Source organism: Streptosporangium sp. NPDC048886 (assembly GCF_055586905.1).
This window is the reverse complement of the sequence record NZ_JBVJHH010000002.1, coordinates 296,396-313,681: the sequence shown is the minus strand read 5'-3', so window position 1 is coordinate 313,681 and position 17,286 is coordinate 296,396. Positions and strand designations below refer to the sequence as shown.

The window sequence follows — 17,286 nt, the reverse complement described above, 5'->3', positions numbered from 1 at the left end:
AGCTAACCTCGCGGGATGACGGAGACCCCTTTGCCGGAGCTCGAGGCGATTCTCCTTGTCGGAGGACAGGGGACGCGTCTGCGTCCGCTGACGCTCGGCACGCCCAAGCCGCTGCTGCCCACCGCTGGGGTTCCCTTCCTCGCCCACCAGCTCGCCCGGGCCCGCGCGTTCGGCGTGCGGCGCATCGTGTTCGCCACCTCCTACCGGGCGGAGATGTTCTCCGAGGCGTTCGGTGACGGCTCGGCGTTCGGGCTCTCGCTCGAATACATGACCGAGGAGACCCCGCTCGGCACCGGCGGCGCCATCCGCAACGCCGCCGAGGCGCTGACCTGCGGCCCCGACGCGCCGGTGCTGGTGCTCAACGGCGACATCCTGTCCGGCCACGACATCGGAGACCAGGTCGCCCGGCACGTCGACCGGCAGGCCGCCCTCACCCTGCACCTGACCGAGGTCGACGATCCCACGCGCTTCGGCTGCGTGCCGACCGACGCGGAGGGGCGGGTAACCGCCTTCCTGGAGAAGACCCCCAACCCGGTCACCAACCGGATCAACGCCGGCTGCTACGTCTTCACCCGCTCGGTGATCGACTCGATCCCGGCCGGGCAGGTCGTCTCGGTCGAGCGCGAGACCTTCCCCGGCCTGATCGACTCCGGCGCCCTGGTGCTGGGATACGCCGACGCCTCCTACTGGCTCGACGTGGGCACGCCCGCGGCCTTCATCAAGGGCTCCCGCGACCTGGTGCTCGGCCGCCTCGTCTCGCCCGCCCTGCCCGGCCCCACCGGCGAGTTCCTCGCGCTGCCCGGGGCCCGGATCTCGGCCGAGGCCAAGATCGACGGTGGTTCGGTGGCCGGCGCCCGCGCGGTCGTGGAGTCCGGCGCGCAGGTCTCCGGCAGCGTGCTCGGCGACGGCTGCGTGATCCACTCGGGGGCGACCGTGGTCGACTCGGTGGTCGGCATCGGCGCCCGCGTCGCCTCCGGGGCGGTCCTGCGCGACGTCGTCATCGGCGACGGCGCGATCGTGGGGCCCGGCAACGAGCTCATGGCGGGCAGCCGCATCTGGCCCGGTGTCGTGCTCCCCGAGTGCGCCGTCCGCTTCTCCAGCGACGTCTGAGCCCGATCGCGGGTGTGCACGGCGCGATGACAGGGCTGCGCGGGATATCGTGAGGGAGCGGCGATGGCGTTCGGAGATGCCGCTCGACCTTGAGCTGACCCTTGCCCCGCACCGGCGCGGGACGGGCGATCCCGCCTGGCGGAAGACGCCCGACGGGGCGATCTGGCGGACCTCGCGGACACCGGACGGTCCCGGGACGTTACGGGTGCTCGCCCGGCACGGGCAGGTCGACGGCGCCGCCTGGGGCCCGGGGGCCGGCTGGCTGCTGGAGAGGCTGCCCGCGATGCTCGGCGCCGGCGACGACCTCTCGGGGTTCGTCCCCGGACACGCCGTGGTCCGCGACGCGGCCAGGCGCCACGAAGGGCTCCGGATCGGCCGGACCTTCCGGGTGCTGGAGGCTCTCGTGCCCGCCGTGCTCGAACAGAAGGTCGTCTCCACCGAGGCGTGGCGGGCGTGGCGGTGGCTGCTGGGCCGCTACGGCGAGCCCGCGCCGGGGCCCGCCCCGGAGGGGATGAGGGTCTTCCCCGAGCCCGAGGTGTGGCGGTCGATCCCGTCGTGGGACTGGCACCGGGCGGGGGCGGAGGCCGTACGGGCGCGGACCATCGTCAACGCCGTGTGGCACGCGGACAAGCTGGAGGCGGCCGAGGGCAGTGCCGAGGCGGACCGGCTGCTGCGGGCGCTGCCCGGGGTGGGGGTGTGGACCTCCGCCGAGGTGCGGCAGCGATCGCACGGTGACGCGGACGCGGTCTCGGTGGGCGACTATCACCTGCCCTCGCTGGTCGGCTGGTCGCTGACCGGCGAGAAGGCCGACGACGCGGAGATGCTGCGGCTGCTCGCGCCCTACCGGGGGCACCGGCACCGGGTCGGCCGGCTGCTGGGGCTGGGCGGTGAGCGGCCGCCCGCCCGGGGACCGCGGATGCCGGTGCGCGACTACCGCTCCTTCTGAACCGGGCCGGTCTCGGTGCGTGAGCGCCGCTCCTGGATCGGGCCGGTGCCGGTGCGTGACCACCGCTTCTTCTGGACCGGGCCGGTCACGAGGGGCGGGTCGCGGTCCGCCAGTCGCGGCTGTCGCGAGTGTCGGCTCCGACCAGCGGGGCGAGGACGGCGATCGCGGCGAGGACGAGGAGAAACCAGATCATTTTCGGCTCCTTGGGGGCTCTGGGGGATGTCCTGGTTGGATGCCTCCAATATATGTAGCTACAAGCATTTACGTCTATCGAGAGTTGCTTGACTGCACGCTTTAGGAGAACTGAAGAGACCGCGTAGTGGTACCCGGCCTCCGGTTTCCCCGCCGGTGCGCCGTAATGTGCGGGCATGAGCGTGAACCCCACCGATACCGCGATGCGCAGGGCCCTGGCCCGCGCCCGCGACGGAAAAGCTCTCGACCTCACCGAAGCGACCGTCCTGCTGCACGCCAGAGACGCCCACCTCGACACCCTGCTCGAACACGCCGGACGGGTAAGGGACGCGGGGCTGGAGGCCGTCGGGCGGCAAGGGATCATCACATACAGCCGCAAGGTCTTCATCCCGCTCACCCGGCTCTGCCGTGACCGGTGCGGCTACTGCACCTTCGCCACCGCTCCGCACAAGCTGGAGAGCATGTATCTCAGCCCCGACGAGGTGCTGGAGATCGCCCGGCAGGGGGCGGCGATGGGGTGCAAGGAGGCGCTGTTCACCCTGGGCGACCGGCCGGAGGAGCGCTGGCCCCAGGCCCGTGAGTGGCTGCACGCGCACGGCTACGACGACACGCTGTCCTACGTCCGCGCGATGGCCATCCGGGTGCTGGAGGAGACCGGGCTGCTGCCGCACCTGAACCCCGGGGTCATGACCTGGCAGGACCTGCAGCGTCTCAAGCCGGTCGCGCCGTCGATGGGCATGATGCTGGAGACGACCTCGCGGCGGCTGTTCGAGGAGAAGGGGCAGCCGCACTACGGCTCGCCGGACAAGGACCCCGCGGTACGGCTGCGCGTCCTGGAGGACGCGGGGCGGACGAACGTGCCCTTCACCAGCGGCATCCTCATCGGCATCGGCGAGACGGTGGAGGAGCGGGCCGAGTCGCTGTTCGCGCTGCGCAGGGTGGCACGCGAGTACGGCGGGCTCCAGGAGATCATCGTCCAGAACTTCCGCGCCAAGCCGGACACCGCGATGCGCGGCATGCCGGACGCCGACCTGCAGGAGCTGGCCGCGACCATCGCGGTGACCCGGCTGGTGCTGGGGCCCCGGATGAGGGTGCAGGCCCCGCCGAACCTGGTCGACTCCGAGTACGCCCTGATGATCAGGGCCGGCATCGACGACTGGGGCGGGATCTCCCCGCTGACGCCCGACCACGTCAACCCCGAGCGCCCCTGGCCCCAGATCGACGACCTGGCCGCCCGCACGGCCGCCACCGGGTTCGCCCTGCGGGAGCGGCTGACGATCTACCCCGAGTACGTGCTGGCCGGCGAGCCCTGGCTCGATCCCCGGCTCCAGGCCCACGTGGCAGCCCTGGCCGATCCGGAGACGGGCCTGGCCCGTGAGGACGCCGTCGTCACCGGCCGTCCCTGGCAGGAGCCGGACGGCGGATTCGTCTCCCTGGGCCGGACCGACCTGCACACGGCCGTCGACACCGAGGGCCGCACCGGCGACCGCCGCGCCGACTTCGACCACGTCTACGGTGACTGGGACGCCCTCAGGGAGCGGCTCCCCGCGCCCGCCGCGCCCGCGGTGCGGCTCGGAGAGGTCCGCCAGGCGCTGCGGCAGGCCGCCGCCGACCCGGCCCGCCTGACCGACGCGCAGGCGCTGGCCCTCCTCGACGTCGCCGGCGACCCCGGCGGCGCGGGCGCCGACGACGCGGCGCTGGAGGAGCTGTGCCGGATCGCCGACGACCTCCGCAGGGAGGCGGCCGGCGACGAGGTGACCTACGTGGTGAACCGCAACATCAACTTCACCAACGTCTGCTACACCGGCTGCCGCTTCTGCGCCTTCGCGCAGCGCCGTACCGACGCCGACGCCTACACCCTGAGCCTGGAGCAGGTCGCCGACCGGGCCTGGGAGGGGTGGCAGGCGGGGGCGACCGAGGTGTGCATGCAGGGCGGCATCCATCCGGACATGCCCGGCAGCGCCTACTTCGACATCGCCAGGGCGGTCAAGGCCCGGGTGCCGGAGATGCACGTCCACGCCTTCTCCCCGATGGAGGTCATCAACGGCGCCAGCCGTACCAACCTGTCCATCGAGGAGTGGCTGATCGCGGCCAGGGAGGCGGGCGTCGACTCGCTCCCCGGCACCGCGGCCGAGATCCTCGACGACGACGTGCGCTGGGTGCTCACCAAGGGCAAGCTGCCCACCAAGGAGTGGGTGGAGGTCATCTCCACTGCGCACCGGGTCGGCATCCCGACGACCTCCACGATGATGTACGGCCACGTGGACACCCACGCCCACTGGGTCCAGCACATCCGGCTGATCCGCCGCATCCAGGAGGAGACCGGCGGGTTCTCCGAGTTCGTGCTGCTGCCGTTCGTCCACCACAGCGCGCCCATCTACCTGGCCGGGATCGCCCGGCCCGGGCCGACGGCGCGGGAGAACCGGGCCGTGCACGCGCTGGCCCGCGTCCTGCTGCACGGCGCGATCGGCAACATCCAGTGCTCCTGGGTCAAGCTCCAGGACGACCTGTGCCGCCAGGTGCTGCAGGGCGGGGTCAACGACCTCGGCGGCACGCTGATGGAGGAGACGATCAGCCGGATGGCGGGGTCGGAGAACGGCTCCTTCAAGACGATCAGCGACATCGCGGCCATGGTCGCCCCGACCGGCCGGCCGCTCCGGCAGCGGACCACCTCCTACGGCGTGCCGGGGGAGGAGCGGCTGGCCGCGGCGGCGGCGAGCGACGGAGTTTGTCAAAGTGTGCGTAACTTCGTCCCGCTGGGGCGTCGATAACAAGTTCTCTATTGACTTGCGCGACCTGCGGGGTTCATTGGGACAATCGTCATTTCCCTGAAGCGAGAGGTCCCCGCGTGCCCTCCTCCGGTCGACACCGTGCGGCCGCCGGCGCCGAGACGCGCCGGCGGCAGGCACGTCTGCGCCTGTCGCTGGCGGCGGTCGCGATCCTGACCGCCCTGGCCGGGAGCATGGTCCTGGTGCTCGGACCGGCGGAGGGCGGGTGTTCGGGCCGGGACCCGGTGCTGGTCGACGTCGCCGCCGCGGTGGACATCGCGCCGACCGTCATGGAGGCCGCCGGGCGGTTCAACCGGAGCGGGGCGGACGTCGACGGCCGGTGCGTACTGGTACAAGTTACAGAACAGCCGCCCGCCACCGTGCTGCGCACCCTGATCGGGGGCACCGCCGGGGTGCTCAGCGAGCGCCCCGACGGCTGGATCGCCGACTCCTCGGCCTGGATCCGGCTCGCGCGCAAGCAGGGCGCCGGGAGCATGGCGGGCACCGAGACCGTGATGGCGACCTCGCCCCTGGTCTTCGCCACCCGCAGGTCCCTCGCCCGGCGCTTCGCGGTCGGCAAGACCGACATGAACTGGCGGATGGTCTTCCCGGCGACCACCCGGGGCCGGATCCGGCCCAACGCCGACGAGCCCGACGTGGTCCGCGTCCCGGACCCCTCGCTCGCCGGGGCCGGGATCGCCACGGTGGCCGCGGCCAGAGACGTCGTCGGCACCGGCGCGGACGCCGACCGCTCGCTCACCGCCTTCGTCCGCTGGGCCCAGGCGGGGGCGGCGCCCGACTACCGGAGCATGCTCGCCGCGGTCGACGACCGCTCCTTCTGGCAGCGCCCGGTGGTGATCGTCCCGGAACAGTCGGTGTGGGCGCACAACCGCCTGCCCTCCGACGACCCGGTGGTCGCGCTGCACCCCCGCGAGGGGACCATCAACCTGGACTATCCCTACGTGGTCACCTCCGCGGACCGGACGGTGGCGGGCGGATCGCGGGCCTTCGCCGCCTGGCTGCGCTCCCCGGAGACCCAGGACGCCGTACGGCGGGCGGGCTTCCGCTCGGCCGACGGCACCCAGGGGCCCTACTCGCCCGGACCGGAGATCCCCACCGAGGCGCCCCGCACCCGCCCGACCATCCTGCCCGCGATGATCGACGAGGCGCTGGAGGCGTGGAGCAGGCTGGCCCCGCCGACCAACATCCTGGTCCTGGCCGACACCGGCAGGCACATGGCCCAGCCGATCAAGGGGGAGAAGGGCAGGACCAAGCTCACCGTCGCGCTCGAAGCGGCCCGGCTGGGCCTGCAGCTCTTCCCCAACTCGACGCACATGGGCATGTGGGAGTTCGCCGCGGCCAAGGGCGGCGACCACCGCGAGCGGGTACGGCTCGGCCCGATCCTGGAGCCCGACGGCGGCCAGGTCATCCGGCGCAGCCGCCTGGAGGAGCTGACCCGGACCCTGCGCGCCGACCCCGGGCTGTCCAGCTCCCTCTACGACTCGATCCTCGCCGGGTTCCGCGAGGTGGCCGACTCCTACGACGAGGGGATGAACAACACCCTGCTGGTCATCACCGCGGGCAAGGACGACGGCAAGGGCGTGTCGAGCGGCGGGCTGGTCGACAGGCTCAAGGACGAGTGGGACCCGGAGCATCCGGTCCAGATCGTCGTGCTCGCCTTCGGCGACGACCTCGACCGCGCCGCCCTCGGCCAGGTGACTGCCGTCACCAACGGTTCCCTGCACGTCGCCCAGGCGCCCGGCGAGATCATCGACGTCTTCCTGTCCGCGCTGGCCCGCCGCCTGTGCCACCCCACCTGTCCCGCCTCCCCGTGACCGCGCCCGGCCGCGTGCCGGGCCCGTGAGGGCCCGGCCGGGAGATGCCCCCGCCGGCCCGGTGGCCCCCGCCGGGCGGGCCGAAGGAGATAGTTCCTAGCGTTTCTGTAGTCATTGGCATACTCTTAGTGACGAAGTCCTGCTCCCCTTAGGTAGGAGTGCGCCGATGGAAAGCTCGGACGGCCGGATCCTGATGCTCATCGTCATCGCGACGATCGTGTTCGCCATCGCCCGTCTCTCATAGCGGCCCACCCGCCCTCAGTCACGAATCCTGCTTCCCCCTAGGTAGGAGTGCGCCGATGGAAAACCCGGACGGCCGGATCCTGATCCTCATCGTGATCGCGACGATCGTGTTCTTCGTCGGGCGGCGCTTCCAGCGGACGCTGGACACGTGGGCGGGGTGGGGTAAGGCGATCCAGGCGGCGGCCGAGGCGGCGGAGAAGATCCCCGGCGCGAAGTCGGCGGCCTGGGCGGCGGTCCGCGGCATGGTCGTGGTCGGTCTGGGGGCGCTGATCCTGTTCGCGGTGGTGGCCAACGCGATCCGGTGAGGACGGGCCGCCGGCGGCGCCCGGCGGCCCCGCGTCCGGGGCGGGGCCCCGACCGCGCGGGCCCGGGGCCAGGGCCGCGCTCGACGGTCAGCGGTCCACGGGGCCGGAGGCCGGTGCTCCGTTCCTCATCGGGAGCGCGGATCCCCGCTGACCCGGGGTGTCGGGAGCGGGGAAGGCCGCCCCTGGCGGTCCCGGGTGCTCGACCGCCTGTCCGCGACTCCCGTCGAGGAACGTCGCACTAGCGGACGACGACGAAGTCGGCAGCCTGCCTGGGGGCGCGGTCACGCGGCGGGGCGGCCGGGTGGCCGATCGCCACGGCGCCCATCGGGTCCCAGCCCGGGGGCAGGTCGAGCACCTCGCGGACCACGTCGCGGCAGAACATGGTGGACGACACCCAGGCCGAGCCCAGCCCCTCCATCGCGAGCTGGACCAGGAAGTTCTGGACCCCGGCGCCCATGGCGACCACGAACATCTCCCGCTCGGCCGCGTTGCGCCGGCCGTCGCGGTAGGTGTGCGAGCCGTCCATGACCAGGCAGGGCACCGCGAGATACGGCGCCGCGCGCAGCACGTCTCCGCGCCGGATCCGTCTGGCGACCGCCTCCTCGGAGAAGCCGTCGCCGCGCAGGTCGGCGATCCACGCCTCGCGCATGGCGTCGAGCAGTTTCTCCCGGACGCCGGCCGACTCCAGCAGGACGAACCGCCAGGGGGTCGTGTGGTGCGGGGCGGGTGCGGCGATCGCGGCGTCCACCGCCCGGCGGACCTTGGCCCCGTCGACCGGCTCGCCGGAGAACTCGCGGACGGTCCTGCGGGCGAAGACCACGTCGCGCGAGCCGTAGCGGAACATGTCGTCCTCGGACTGGCGGACGAGCTCGCGGACTCCCGGGCCGTCCTCCTCGGTGGTGTATTCCGCCATGCCCCGGACCACCGCCACCGGGGTCTGCGCGAGCTTGCCCTTGACCAGGTCGCCGGCCGCGGCGAGCTCGTCGGCGACGGCGGTCAGGGTGACCTCCAGCGCGTTGCCGTGGTCGTCGGACAGGCCCCGGTAGTCGAGCGCGGGGGTCACGCCGGCCACGCCGATGGCGAGGTCGGTCTGGCCGTTGCGCCAGGGGCGGCCGAAGGTGTCGGAGACGACCACGCCGACCGACACGCCGAGCCGCCGGCGGACGCTCGCCCGGACGGCCGCGGCGGAGGCGTCCGGGTCGACGGGCAGCAGCACGACGGTGCCGGGCTCGGTGTTGGAGGCGTCGACCCCGGCGGCGGCCATGACGAACCCGTGCGAGGTCTGCGCGATCACCGTCTCGCCCCGGCGGGCGACGACCCGGGTGGTCTCCGCGGCGATCGCCTCGCCCCGGCCGGTCTCCCGGCGGACCCGGCCCTCGGCCTTGCTGGAGATCTTCGAGGTGACCACGAGGATGTCGCCGTCGCGCAGGTCGGGGACGGCGGCGGCGATCAGCTCGCCGATGTCGTCACCCTCCCGCACCTCGGGCATCCCGGGGGCCGGGAAGATCTCCAGTCTGGCTTCGGCCCGTCCGTCCTGCCTGCGCCGGACCCTGCTCATCGCGTGCCCCCGCTCTGCGGCGCCGCGGGCCCGCCGGGGCGGGCGGCGAGCTCGGTGGCCAGGTCGAGGGCCGCCCGGGCGATGGCGGCGGCGGCCTCGACGTCGTGCATGATCAGGGGACGGGCCTCGACGCGGACGCCGTCGAGGCGGACCCCGGCGTCCTCCTCGGCGACCAGCCAGCCGTCGACCAGCGGCGAGCCGTACAGCTCCAGGACCGCCTGGGCGGTGGTCTCCACGCCGATCGCGGTGAGGCAGGCGTCGGCCATGCCGCGGACCGGGGCGCCGCCGACGATGGGGGAGACGCCGACGACAGTCTTGGTCTCCAGGGCCTCGCGGATGCCCTTGATCTGCAGGATCGTGCCGATGCTGACGACCGGGTTGGACGGCGGCAGGATCACCACGTCGGCGTCGGCGATGGCCTGGAGCACGCCGGGGGCGGGACGGGCCTGGTCGGCGCCGACCAGGATGATCTGCTCGGCCGGGACGGAGGCGCGCATCCGCACCCACCACTCCTGGAAGTGGACGGCTCTGCGGCCCTGCCCGTCGGAGATGACCACGTGGGTCTCGGTCCGGTCGTCGCTCATCGGGATCAGCCGTACGCCCGGCTCCCAGCGGGCGCACAGCGCCTCGGTGACCGCCGACAGCGGGTATCCGGCCTTGAGCATCTGGGTGCGCACGATGTGGGTGGCGAAGTCGCGGTCACCCAGGCCGAACCACTGCGGTTCGACGCCGTAGGCGGCCAGCTCCTCCTTGACGACGTGGGTCTCCTTCTGTCGGCCCCACCCCTGCTCCTCGTCGATGCCGCCGCCCAGGGTGTACATCACGGTGTCGAGGTCGGGACAGACCTGCAGGCCGTAAAGGGTGATGTCGTCACCGGTGTTGCCGATGACGGTGATCTCCGAGTCGGGGGTCGCGGCGAGCAGGCCGCGCAGGAAACGGGCGCCGCCGATTCCGCCGGCGAGGGACACAATGCGCATGCCGTCCAGTCTTCCATTGAGCCCTGTACGTCGGTCCGAAGGGCCTGCCGCCGGGGCGGCGGCCACCTTGTCGTGATCGTTACGAGGGCTGTCTTCGCTGGCAGAGTTGGCTGTGGGGGTTCCCGAAATATACGCCAATAGGGTGCAATAGAGCACATATGGGATTCATGGGGTTCATGGGTCTACCAACACCAAAGTCAGCCATGTGCAAAACTGGCCCGGGTTTACCTAGGACCCAATGGGGGTAGCTGTGACCAACGTCGAGGCGGGCCGGCTCCGAGAACCGGCCGCGTGGCTCATGATCGCCATCGCGTCCACGAGCGTTCTCGTCGGCGTCGAGCGCCTGCTGTTCGGAGGATCCGCCTTCGGATCGTCCTTCGGCCTGCGCGCCGCCGGATACGTCGACGACTTCACCTCGCCGGTCGTCGCGGCGCTGTCCGTCGGTGCCGTGCTGCTGGCCAGCCACCTCGGTCCGGTGATCGCGCGGCTGAAGGTGATGGTCTACGTGGCGGTGGCCACGCTGGGACTGGCCGCGCTGTTCGGCGTGGTCGGGCTGCTCGGCGGGCTGTTCAGCGGTGACGTGGGCTTCGGGATGAAGATCGAGTTTCTCCTCGTCGGCCTCCCCAGCCTCGCGCTGGCCGTGCTCGCGCTGCTCTACCTGCTGCCGAAGGCGGTCTCGGCCGCCCCCCGGACAGCCGGCTCCGGCCGCCCCCAGGAGCACCACGTCCCGCAGGGCGGCCAGGCGTACTCCCAGGGTGGTCACGCCCAGCAGGGGTTCCAGCCCCAGGACCAGGGTCAGCAGGGCGGGCAGGGTTATCCGCAGGGCTTCCAGCCCCAGGACCAGAGCTCGCAGCAGGGGTTCCAGCCCCAGGACCAGGGTTTCTCCCCGCAGGACCAGGGCCCGCGGCAGGGTTTCCCGCAGGATCAGGGCCCGCAGCAGGGCTTCCAGCCCCAGGAGCAGCAGGGCTACTCCCAGGGCGGTCACGCCCAGCAGGGGTTCCAGCCCCAGGACCAGGGTCAGCAGGGCGGGCAGGGTTATCCGCAGGGCTTCCAGCCCCAGGACCAGGGCCCGCAGCAGGGTTTCCCGCAGGACCAGGGCCCGCAGCAGGGCTTCCAGCCCCAGGAGCAGCAGGGCTACTCCCAGGGCGGTCACGCCCAGCAGGTCCCGCCCGCGCCCCAGCCGTCCTACAGCCAGCCGGCGCTCCCGCCCGCGCGCAGCTCCGCCTCCGAGGGGTACGGCCAGCAGGCCGCCTCCGACGGGTACGGCCAGCAGCAGGCGCACGGTTACCCCCCGCCGGCCGCGGACGGATACTCCCAGGCCGCCTACGCGCCGCCGGCCGACAACCGGCAGTACGGCCAGCAGGCCGCCCCCTACGCTCCGGCGCAGCCGGTCCCGCAGGCGCTGCCCGCGCCGCAGCCGCTGCCCGCCGCCCCGGCCGAGACCTACACCCCGAGCCCGTACGTCGCCGCGGACGTCCAGCCCCCGGCCCCGGCCAAGCCGTACGAGCCGCCGGCGACGGCCTACGACCCGCCGGTCTACGCCTCGCCCGTGGAGCAGCAGCCCCAGGCCCCGCACTACGCCGAACCCCAGCTCCCGAGCTACGCGCCGGCCGCCGACGCCCAGCTCCCGGGCTACGCCCCGCAGCCCGAGCAGCCGCTGCCGGGCTACGCGCCGGCCGCCGAACCCCAGTTCCCGGGGTACGCCCAGCAGGCCGACGCCCAGCCTCCGGCCTACGCCCCGCAGCCCGAGCAGCAGCAGGCCCCCTTCTACCAGGCCCAGCCCGAGACTTACCAGGCCCAGCCCGAGGCGCCCGCGCCGTACGCGCCGGCCGACAGCCAGTCGCGCGTCTCCTTCGACAGCCAGGCGCAGCCGTCGTTCCCGAAGCCCCCGGAGAACTACGGCCAGCCGTTCAGCGGTTACTCCGGCACGGATTTCGCCCGGCCGACCGAGCCGAACCTGCACTACCCGGCGCCCGACCCGGTCGACCCCCGCTCCCAGCAGATGGCCCAGGCCTACCAGCAGGCGGAGAGCTACCAGCAGCAGGTCCAGGGGACCGAGCCGCAGCTGCGGGTCCCCGAGTACGGGACCTCCCAGGCGGGCGGGGCCTACGACGACCCGTTCGGCCACCCGCAGGCGCCGCCGGCCGCGCAGCCGTACCAGCAGCAGGGCGGCCACCAGTGGGACGCGCCGGCCGACGCGACGCTCCGGTTCGACCCGAACGCCTACCAGGGGGATCCGCTCAACGACCCCAACGCCGGGCGCAACCCCTGGGACTCGCAGCCGGCCATAGACCCCACGGCCATCTACAAGCCGGAGCGCTCGGCTCAGGTCACGGGTGAGGAAACCCCCGATAGAGAGAGGGTGGGCCCGGGTCAGGAGCAGAACATGTCCTGGTACGGTTCCGACCGTCGAGAGCACTGAACGGCCAGGCGATCGTCACGACCTCTTGGCGCGATCGCCGTCATGGCAGGCACACGGCCCAGAACCGGGGAGAGCAGGTCTTTCCCCGGATACCGGCATGCCGCTTGACGCCACACCGGGCACGCGCGTGTAATTACACACGTGTTGTTACGCCTTCCTCAGGGTGGGTAAGAGGGAGGCGTTCATAGGGGGGCTCCATTTGCGGGCGGCAGGGAGGTGTGCAGTGGCCGACCTGGTCATCGCACAGGACAGCATCGCTGAAGAGCAGCTTGGCTGGCAGGAACGCGCCTTGTGTGCGCAGACCGACCCGGAGGCGTTCTTCCCGGAGAAGGGCGGATCCACACGGGAGGCCAAGAAGGTTTGCCGCTCCTGCGAGGTGCGTGCCGAGTGCCTTGAGTACGCGCTTGAGCATGATGAGCGGTTTGGCATCTGGGGTGGGCTTTCCGAGCGGGAACGCCGCCGGATCAAGCGTGAAGCAGTCTGAGAGGCAGTCCGTGGCGCTCGCTGAGAGCGCTTGACGATATCTATCTCCACGGGTCACGTGGCCGCCGGTCACGTGACCCTTTTTTCATGCGCGCGCCATGGTCGGACATAGGGTGTCGTATCGTTGTCGCGCCGATCATCACCCCCTCCTGAACTCGGGACGCATGTCCAGCACCGACTCCCCTCGTCTCCACCACACGGTCACCGCGATCGTCGTCTCCCACGACGGCGCCCGCTGGCTGCGGGAGACCCTCGACGCGCTGCTCAGACAGACCCGGCCGGTGGACCGCGCCGTCGGGGTGGACAACGGCAGCCGGGACGGCAGCGCCGCGCTGCTGAGCGGCGTCCTCGGCCCGAACGCCGTGCTCGCCCTTCCGCGCTCGACCAGCTTCGGCCAGGCGGTCGCCGAGGTGCTCGACCGGCTGGGACCGGCCGGCGGGCGGGAGTGGATCTGGCTGCTGCACGACGACTGCGCGCCGGACGACAACGCGCTGCAGAACCTGCTCCGGGCCGCCGAACAGGATCCCAGGGCCGGGGTGCTCGGCCCCAAGCTCCGCGACTGGCTGGACCGGCGGCTCCTGCTGGAGGTCGGCGTCACCGTCGACCGGACGGGCCGCCGCGACACCGGGCTGGAGGCCCGGGAGTTCGACCAGGGACAGTACGACGGGGTCCGGGACGTGCTCTCGGTCTCCACGGCGGGGATGCTGATCCGCCGGGACGTCTGGGACGAGGTGGGCGGGCTCGACCCCGACCTGCCGCTGTTCCGTGACGACCTCGACCTGTGCTGGCGGGTGCGGGCCGCCGGGCACCGGGTGCAGAACGTCACCCAGGCGGTGGCCTGGCACGCCGAGGCCGCCACCCGGCGGCGGCGCCGCATCACCGCCAGCGGCGACCACCCCCGCCGCCTGGACCGCCGCAACGCCATCTTCGTGATCATGGCGAACCTGCCGTTCTGGCCGCTGATGTGGGCGCTGGTCCGCAACCTCTCCGGCTCGGTCTTCCGCACGCTGCTGTTCCTGGTGGCCAAGCAGCCCGCCAACGCGCTGGATGAGATCGCCGCGCTCGGCTCCGTGCTCGGCCGTCCCGGCCGGTTGATCAGGGCCCGCCGGATGCGCGCCAAGGGCCGCAAACAGAGCCACGCCGCGATCAAACGGCTGCTCACCCCGCCGGGCGCGGGCTACCGGCGCCTGTCGGACCGGGTCCAGAGCTACCTGGCCGGGACCGGCTTCGTGGAGTCCGCCGGGCGGCACCACGCCGTGACCCCCTCGCAGGAGGACGGTGAGGAGCTGCTCACCGACACCGGGGTGATGCAGCGCTTCTTCGGCAACCCCGGCGTGCTGCTCTTCCTCGCGCTCGCCGTGGTCACGCTGGTCGCCGAGCGCGGCCTGATCGGCGGCGCCCGGCTGGGCGGCGGCGCCCTCGTCCCGGTGATCGGCGGGGCCTCCGACCTCTGGGACCTCTACGTCGAGAGCTACCACCGGGCGGGCCTGGGCAGCGACGCGTGGGCGCCGCCGTACGTCGCGGTGCTGGCCGCGCTCTCCACGGTGCTGTTCGGCAAGACCTGGCTGGCGGTCTCGGTGCTGCTGCTGGGCTGCGTGCCGCTGGCCGGGTTCTCCGCCTACGTGGCGACCCGTTCGATCGTCCCGGGCCGGTGGACCCGCGTCTGGCTGGCCTCCTCCTACGCGCTCCTGCCGGTGGCCACCGGCGCGGTCGCCGCCGGACGGCTCGGCACCGCCGTGGTCTTCGTGCTGCTGCCCGTCTACGCGGCGCTGGCCACCACCCTGCTCTCCGGGGAGGGCCGCCGGGCCCGCCGCGCCGCGTGGGGGCTGGGACTCCTCCTGGCCGTCGGCACGGCCTTCGCCCCGCTGGTCTACCCGCTCACGCTCGTCCTCGGCGCGCTGGCCGCGCTGGCCTTCCCCCGCCGGGGCCTGGCCGTCTCCGTGGTGATCGCCTTCGGCGTCCCGGTGGCGCTGCTGTTCCCCTGGCTGGCCCAGGTGCTCAGGAACCCGGGCCAGCTCCTGCTGGAGGCCGGGCTGCACCAGCTCGCCCTGGTCGACGCCGCCCTGCCCGCCCCGTCCCTGCTGCTGCTCAGCCCCGGCGGCCCCGGCATGCCGCCGCTCTGGGTGACCGGCGGTCTCATCTCCGCCTGCCTGGCCGCGCTGCTCATGCGCCGCAACCGGATGGTCATCGCGATCGGCTGGGGCGTCGCGCTCTTCGGCGTGCTGGTGGCGATCCTGGTCAGCCGGACCCCCGTCACCTCCCTCAACGGCGACGTCGTGGCGCCGGCCTGGCCGGGTGTGCCGCTGGCCTTCGCCGCCACCGGCATGCTCGTGGTGGCCGCCCTCACCGCCGACCGGATCGTCGAGTTCCGGGCGGCCGGCGGGCTGCGCAGGATCACCGCGTTCGCCGTCGTGGCGGTCGCCTTCTCCACGCCGCTGCTCGCGGCCGCCATGTGGATCACCAAGGGCGTGGCCGGCCCGATCGACGGGAACGTGCCCGACGCGATGCCCGCCCTGGTCGCGGTCAACTCCACCGGCGGCAGCCGGACTCTGCTGCTGCGCACCAAGGAGAACGGCCTGACCTTCACCGTGCTGCGCGGCCGTACCCCGGTGATCGGCGAGTCCGACATCCCCACGCCGCAGGGGGTCCGCGAGAGCGTCGGCGTCGCGGCGGCCGGGCTGGTCTCCGGCCGCGGCGGCGACGACGCCCGCGTGCTGGCCGCCCACGGCGTGCAGTACGTCGTGGTGGCCGCGCCGGTGAGCCCGGAGATCGGCCACGCGCTGGACTCCCAGCCCGCCCTGGCCAGGATGAGCCTGTCCCGGGCCCTCGGCGTGTGGCGGCTGACCCAGCCGGTCGCCGCGGTCCCCGCCCCGCAGGGCGACCCCTGGCACGGCCGCTGGCTCTGGGCCCAGGCCGTGATGCTGCTGGTCGTCTCGGTCCTGGCCGCGCCCGGCTCGCGGACCGACGAGACCGACGGCCCCGCCGCCCAGGACCCGTCCGAGCCCTCAAGAGAGCCGACCCTCCGGTGAAATCACTGATCGAAAACCGGTTCAGCCTGCTCGGCCTGGTCCTGGTGGCCCTGCTCGCCCTCTACGGCGTGGCCTCCGCGACCCAGCCGGAGGCCACTGCCAAGCCCGCTCCCGGCCCGCAGAAGGTGCCCGTCGCCTCCGTGACGACCGTCTGTCCCGCCCCCGCCGAGGCCAGCGTCGGCGTGATCACCCCGCCGGGCGGCAGGGGCCAGGGCGCCACGACGCTCGTCACCGGCGACACGACCCTCGCCACCATGGACACCCCCGGCAGCCTCTGGCACGAGAAGGTCCCCGCCAAGTCGGGGCCGCTCGTGGTGGCCGCCACCGGGAGCATGGCCGCCGGCCTGGAGGCGGAGCAGACCCGGAGGGAGACCTCGGGCGGGCAGCGCGGGCTGGCGGGAGTGCGGTGCGTGGAGCCGGTGGCGAGCACCTGGCTGGTCGGCCCCGGCCCGGCGGCGGCCGACGTCACGCTCCACCTCACCAACGCCGACCTCGCCCCGGCCATCGTGGAGGTCATGGTCTACTCCGGCGAGGGCCCGGTGATCAGTGACTCCGGCGGCGTGTCCGTGCTCGAACCGGGCGAGAGCCGTACGATCAAGGTCAAGGACCTGGCCCCCTCACCGCTCGTCATGGCCCTTGAGGTGCGCACCAGCTCCGGCCGGGTCGCCGCCGCGGCGCGGGCGATCATGCACGGCGGCCGGGGCGTCGACTGGCTGCCGGTCTCGGCCGCCCCGGCCACCCGCGTCGTGGTGCCGGGCATCCCCGGCGGCGGGGGGAAGCGCGAGCTGTACGTCGCCTCCATCGCCGAGTCCGACACCCTGGTCGAGGTCAAGGCGCTCACCCCCGACGGGACCTACGCCCTCAAGGACCGCGAGCTCGTCGAGGTCCCCGCCGGTTCCGTCGCCACCCTCGACCTGTCCGCCGCCGCCAGCGGGCAGCCCTCGGCGCTCCTGCTCACCTCGGACACGCCGATCGTGGCCGGGCTGGCCGTCACCGGCACCGGCGCGAAGGGCGATGTGGCCTTCACCGCCGGGGCCGCCCCGATCGACCTGGGCAGCGTGGTCGCCGACAACCGCACGGGCAAGAAGAAGAGCTCCCGGCTGCTGCTGACCGCGCCGGACACGGCCGGCAGGGTGCGGGTCCAGGTGCTGCCGGGCAAGGGCGAGGCGCCGGAGCCGTTCGAGGTGGACGTCGCCGCCGCGCGCACCAAGGAGGTCAAGCTGCCCAAGGTGGACGGCGCCTTCGCGGTGGTCGTGCTGCCGCTGCCGGGCTCCGGCCCGGTCTACGGCGGGCGGGTGATGGACGAGAGCGTCAAGGGCGGCCTGCTGCTGACCGCGCAGCCGCTGGCGGCGGCCCGCATGTGGGCGTTGGTCCCGCCGATCACCGAGTCCGTGGCGGCCGTGCTGCCCTGAGGCGCC

11 protein-coding genes are annotated in these 17,286 nt (G+C 73.1%); 9 read left to right on the top strand and 2 right to left on the bottom strand.

All coding sequences use genetic code 11. From position 1 onward, the window contains the following. Positions 1-15 precede the first annotated feature (15 nt). The 5 genes from manB (at position 16) to ACZ6R6_RS03595 (ending at position 7,399) form a co-directional block, all read left to right on the top strand. On the top strand, positions 16-1,110 hold the full coding sequence (gene manB / locus ACZ6R6_RS03615) for a mannose-1-phosphate guanylyltransferase (protein ID WP_470089882.1): 1,095 nt from the start codon (positions 16-18) through the stop codon (positions 1,108-1,110). Positions 1,111-1,186: 76 nt separating this feature from the next. Next, positions 1,187-2,056: a DNA-3-methyladenine glycosylase family protein gene (locus tag ACZ6R6_RS03610; RefSeq protein ID WP_470089881.1), complete on the top strand. Its 870-nt coding sequence runs from the start codon at positions 1,187-1,189 to the stop codon at positions 2,054-2,056. Positions 2,057-2,424: 368 nt separating this feature from the next. Then, complete coding sequence (locus tag ACZ6R6_RS03605; RefSeq protein ID WP_470089879.1) at positions 2,425-5,019, top strand: bifunctional FO biosynthesis protein CofGH; 2,595 nt, start codon at positions 2,425-2,427, stop codon at positions 5,017-5,019. Between the two features lie 77 nt (positions 5,020-5,096). Continuing rightward, complete coding sequence (locus tag ACZ6R6_RS03600) at positions 5,097-6,851, top strand: substrate-binding and VWA domain-containing protein (protein WP_470089878.1); 1,755 nt, start codon at positions 5,097-5,099, stop codon at positions 6,849-6,851. A gap of 299 nt (positions 6,852-7,150) precedes the next feature. Further along, a complete protein-coding gene (locus tag ACZ6R6_RS03595; RefSeq protein WP_470089876.1) occupies positions 7,151-7,399 on the top strand; it encodes a hypothetical protein in 249 nt (82 codons plus the stop codon). 238 nt (positions 7,400-7,637) lie between these two features. On the opposite strand, the gene ACZ6R6_RS03590 is transcribed toward ACZ6R6_RS03595, so the two are convergent. Continuing rightward, positions 7,638-8,957, bottom strand: a complete 1,320-nt coding sequence (locus ACZ6R6_RS03590; RefSeq protein WP_470089875.1) for a coenzyme F420-0:L-glutamate ligase — start codon at positions 8,955-8,957, stop codon at positions 7,638-7,640. Continuing rightward, positions 8,954-9,934: a 2-phospho-L-lactate transferase gene (gene cofD, locus ACZ6R6_RS03585; protein WP_470089874.1), complete on the bottom strand. Its 981-nt coding sequence runs from the start codon at positions 9,932-9,934 to the stop codon at positions 8,954-8,956. The genes ACZ6R6_RS03590 and cofD overlap by 4 nt, the downstream gene beginning before the upstream one ends. Before the next feature lie 238 nt (positions 9,935-10,172). Between cofD and ACZ6R6_RS03580 the strand changes: the two genes are divergently transcribed. The 4 genes from ACZ6R6_RS03580 (at position 10,173) to ACZ6R6_RS03565 (ending at position 17,280) form a co-directional block, all read left to right on the top strand. Next, positions 10,173-12,356: an ABC transporter permease gene (locus ACZ6R6_RS03580; RefSeq protein WP_470089873.1), complete on the top strand. Its 2,184-nt coding sequence runs from the start codon at positions 10,173-10,175 to the stop codon at positions 12,354-12,356. Between the two features lie 223 nt (positions 12,357-12,579). Further along, entirely contained in the window at positions 12,580-12,840 is a 261-nt protein-coding gene (locus ACZ6R6_RS03575; RefSeq protein ID WP_012888122.1) for a WhiB family transcriptional regulator, read from the top strand. A gap of 163 nt (positions 12,841-13,003) precedes the next feature. After that, positions 13,004-15,868, top strand: a complete 2,865-nt coding sequence (locus ACZ6R6_RS03570) for a glycosyltransferase family 2 protein (RefSeq protein WP_470089872.1) — start codon at positions 13,004-13,006, stop codon at positions 15,866-15,868. After that, positions 15,865-17,280, top strand: coding sequence for a DUF5719 family protein (locus ACZ6R6_RS03565; RefSeq protein ID WP_470089870.1), 1,416 nt, complete (start codon positions 15,865-15,867; stop codon positions 17,278-17,280). The genes ACZ6R6_RS03570 and ACZ6R6_RS03565 overlap by 4 nt, the downstream gene beginning before the upstream one ends. The last annotated feature ends 6 nt before the right edge of the window (positions 17,281-17,286 follow it).

What these genes read in the sequence shown, in the direction of transcription:
- ACZ6R6_RS03590 (WP_470089875.1), bottom strand. Translation starts at nt 8,957, where the DNA reads ATGAGCAGGGTCCGGCGCAGGCAGGACGGACGGGCCGAAGCCAGACTG.
- ACZ6R6_RS03570 (WP_470089872.1), top strand. Translation starts at nt 13,004, where the DNA reads ATGTCCAGCACCGACTCCCCTCGTCTCCACCACACGGTCACCGCGATC.
- ACZ6R6_RS03580 (WP_470089873.1), top strand. Translation starts at nt 10,173, where the DNA reads ATGGGGGTAGCTGTGACCAACGTCGAGGCGGGCCGGCTCCGAGAACCG.
- manB (WP_470089882.1), top strand. Translation starts at nt 16, where the DNA reads ATGACGGAGACCCCTTTGCCGGAGCTCGAGGCGATTCTCCTTGTCGGA.
- ACZ6R6_RS03595 (WP_470089876.1), top strand. Translation starts at nt 7,151, where the DNA reads ATGGAAAACCCGGACGGCCGGATCCTGATCCTCATCGTGATCGCGACG.
- ACZ6R6_RS03610 (WP_470089881.1), top strand. Translation starts at nt 1,187, where the DNA reads ATGCCGCTCGACCTTGAGCTGACCCTTGCCCCGCACCGGCGCGGGACG.
- cofD (WP_470089874.1), bottom strand. Translation starts at nt 9,934, where the DNA reads ATGCGCATTGTGTCCCTCGCCGGCGGAATCGGCGGCGCCCGTTTCCTG.
- ACZ6R6_RS03605 (WP_470089879.1), top strand. Translation starts at nt 2,425, where the DNA reads ATGAGCGTGAACCCCACCGATACCGCGATGCGCAGGGCCCTGGCCCGC.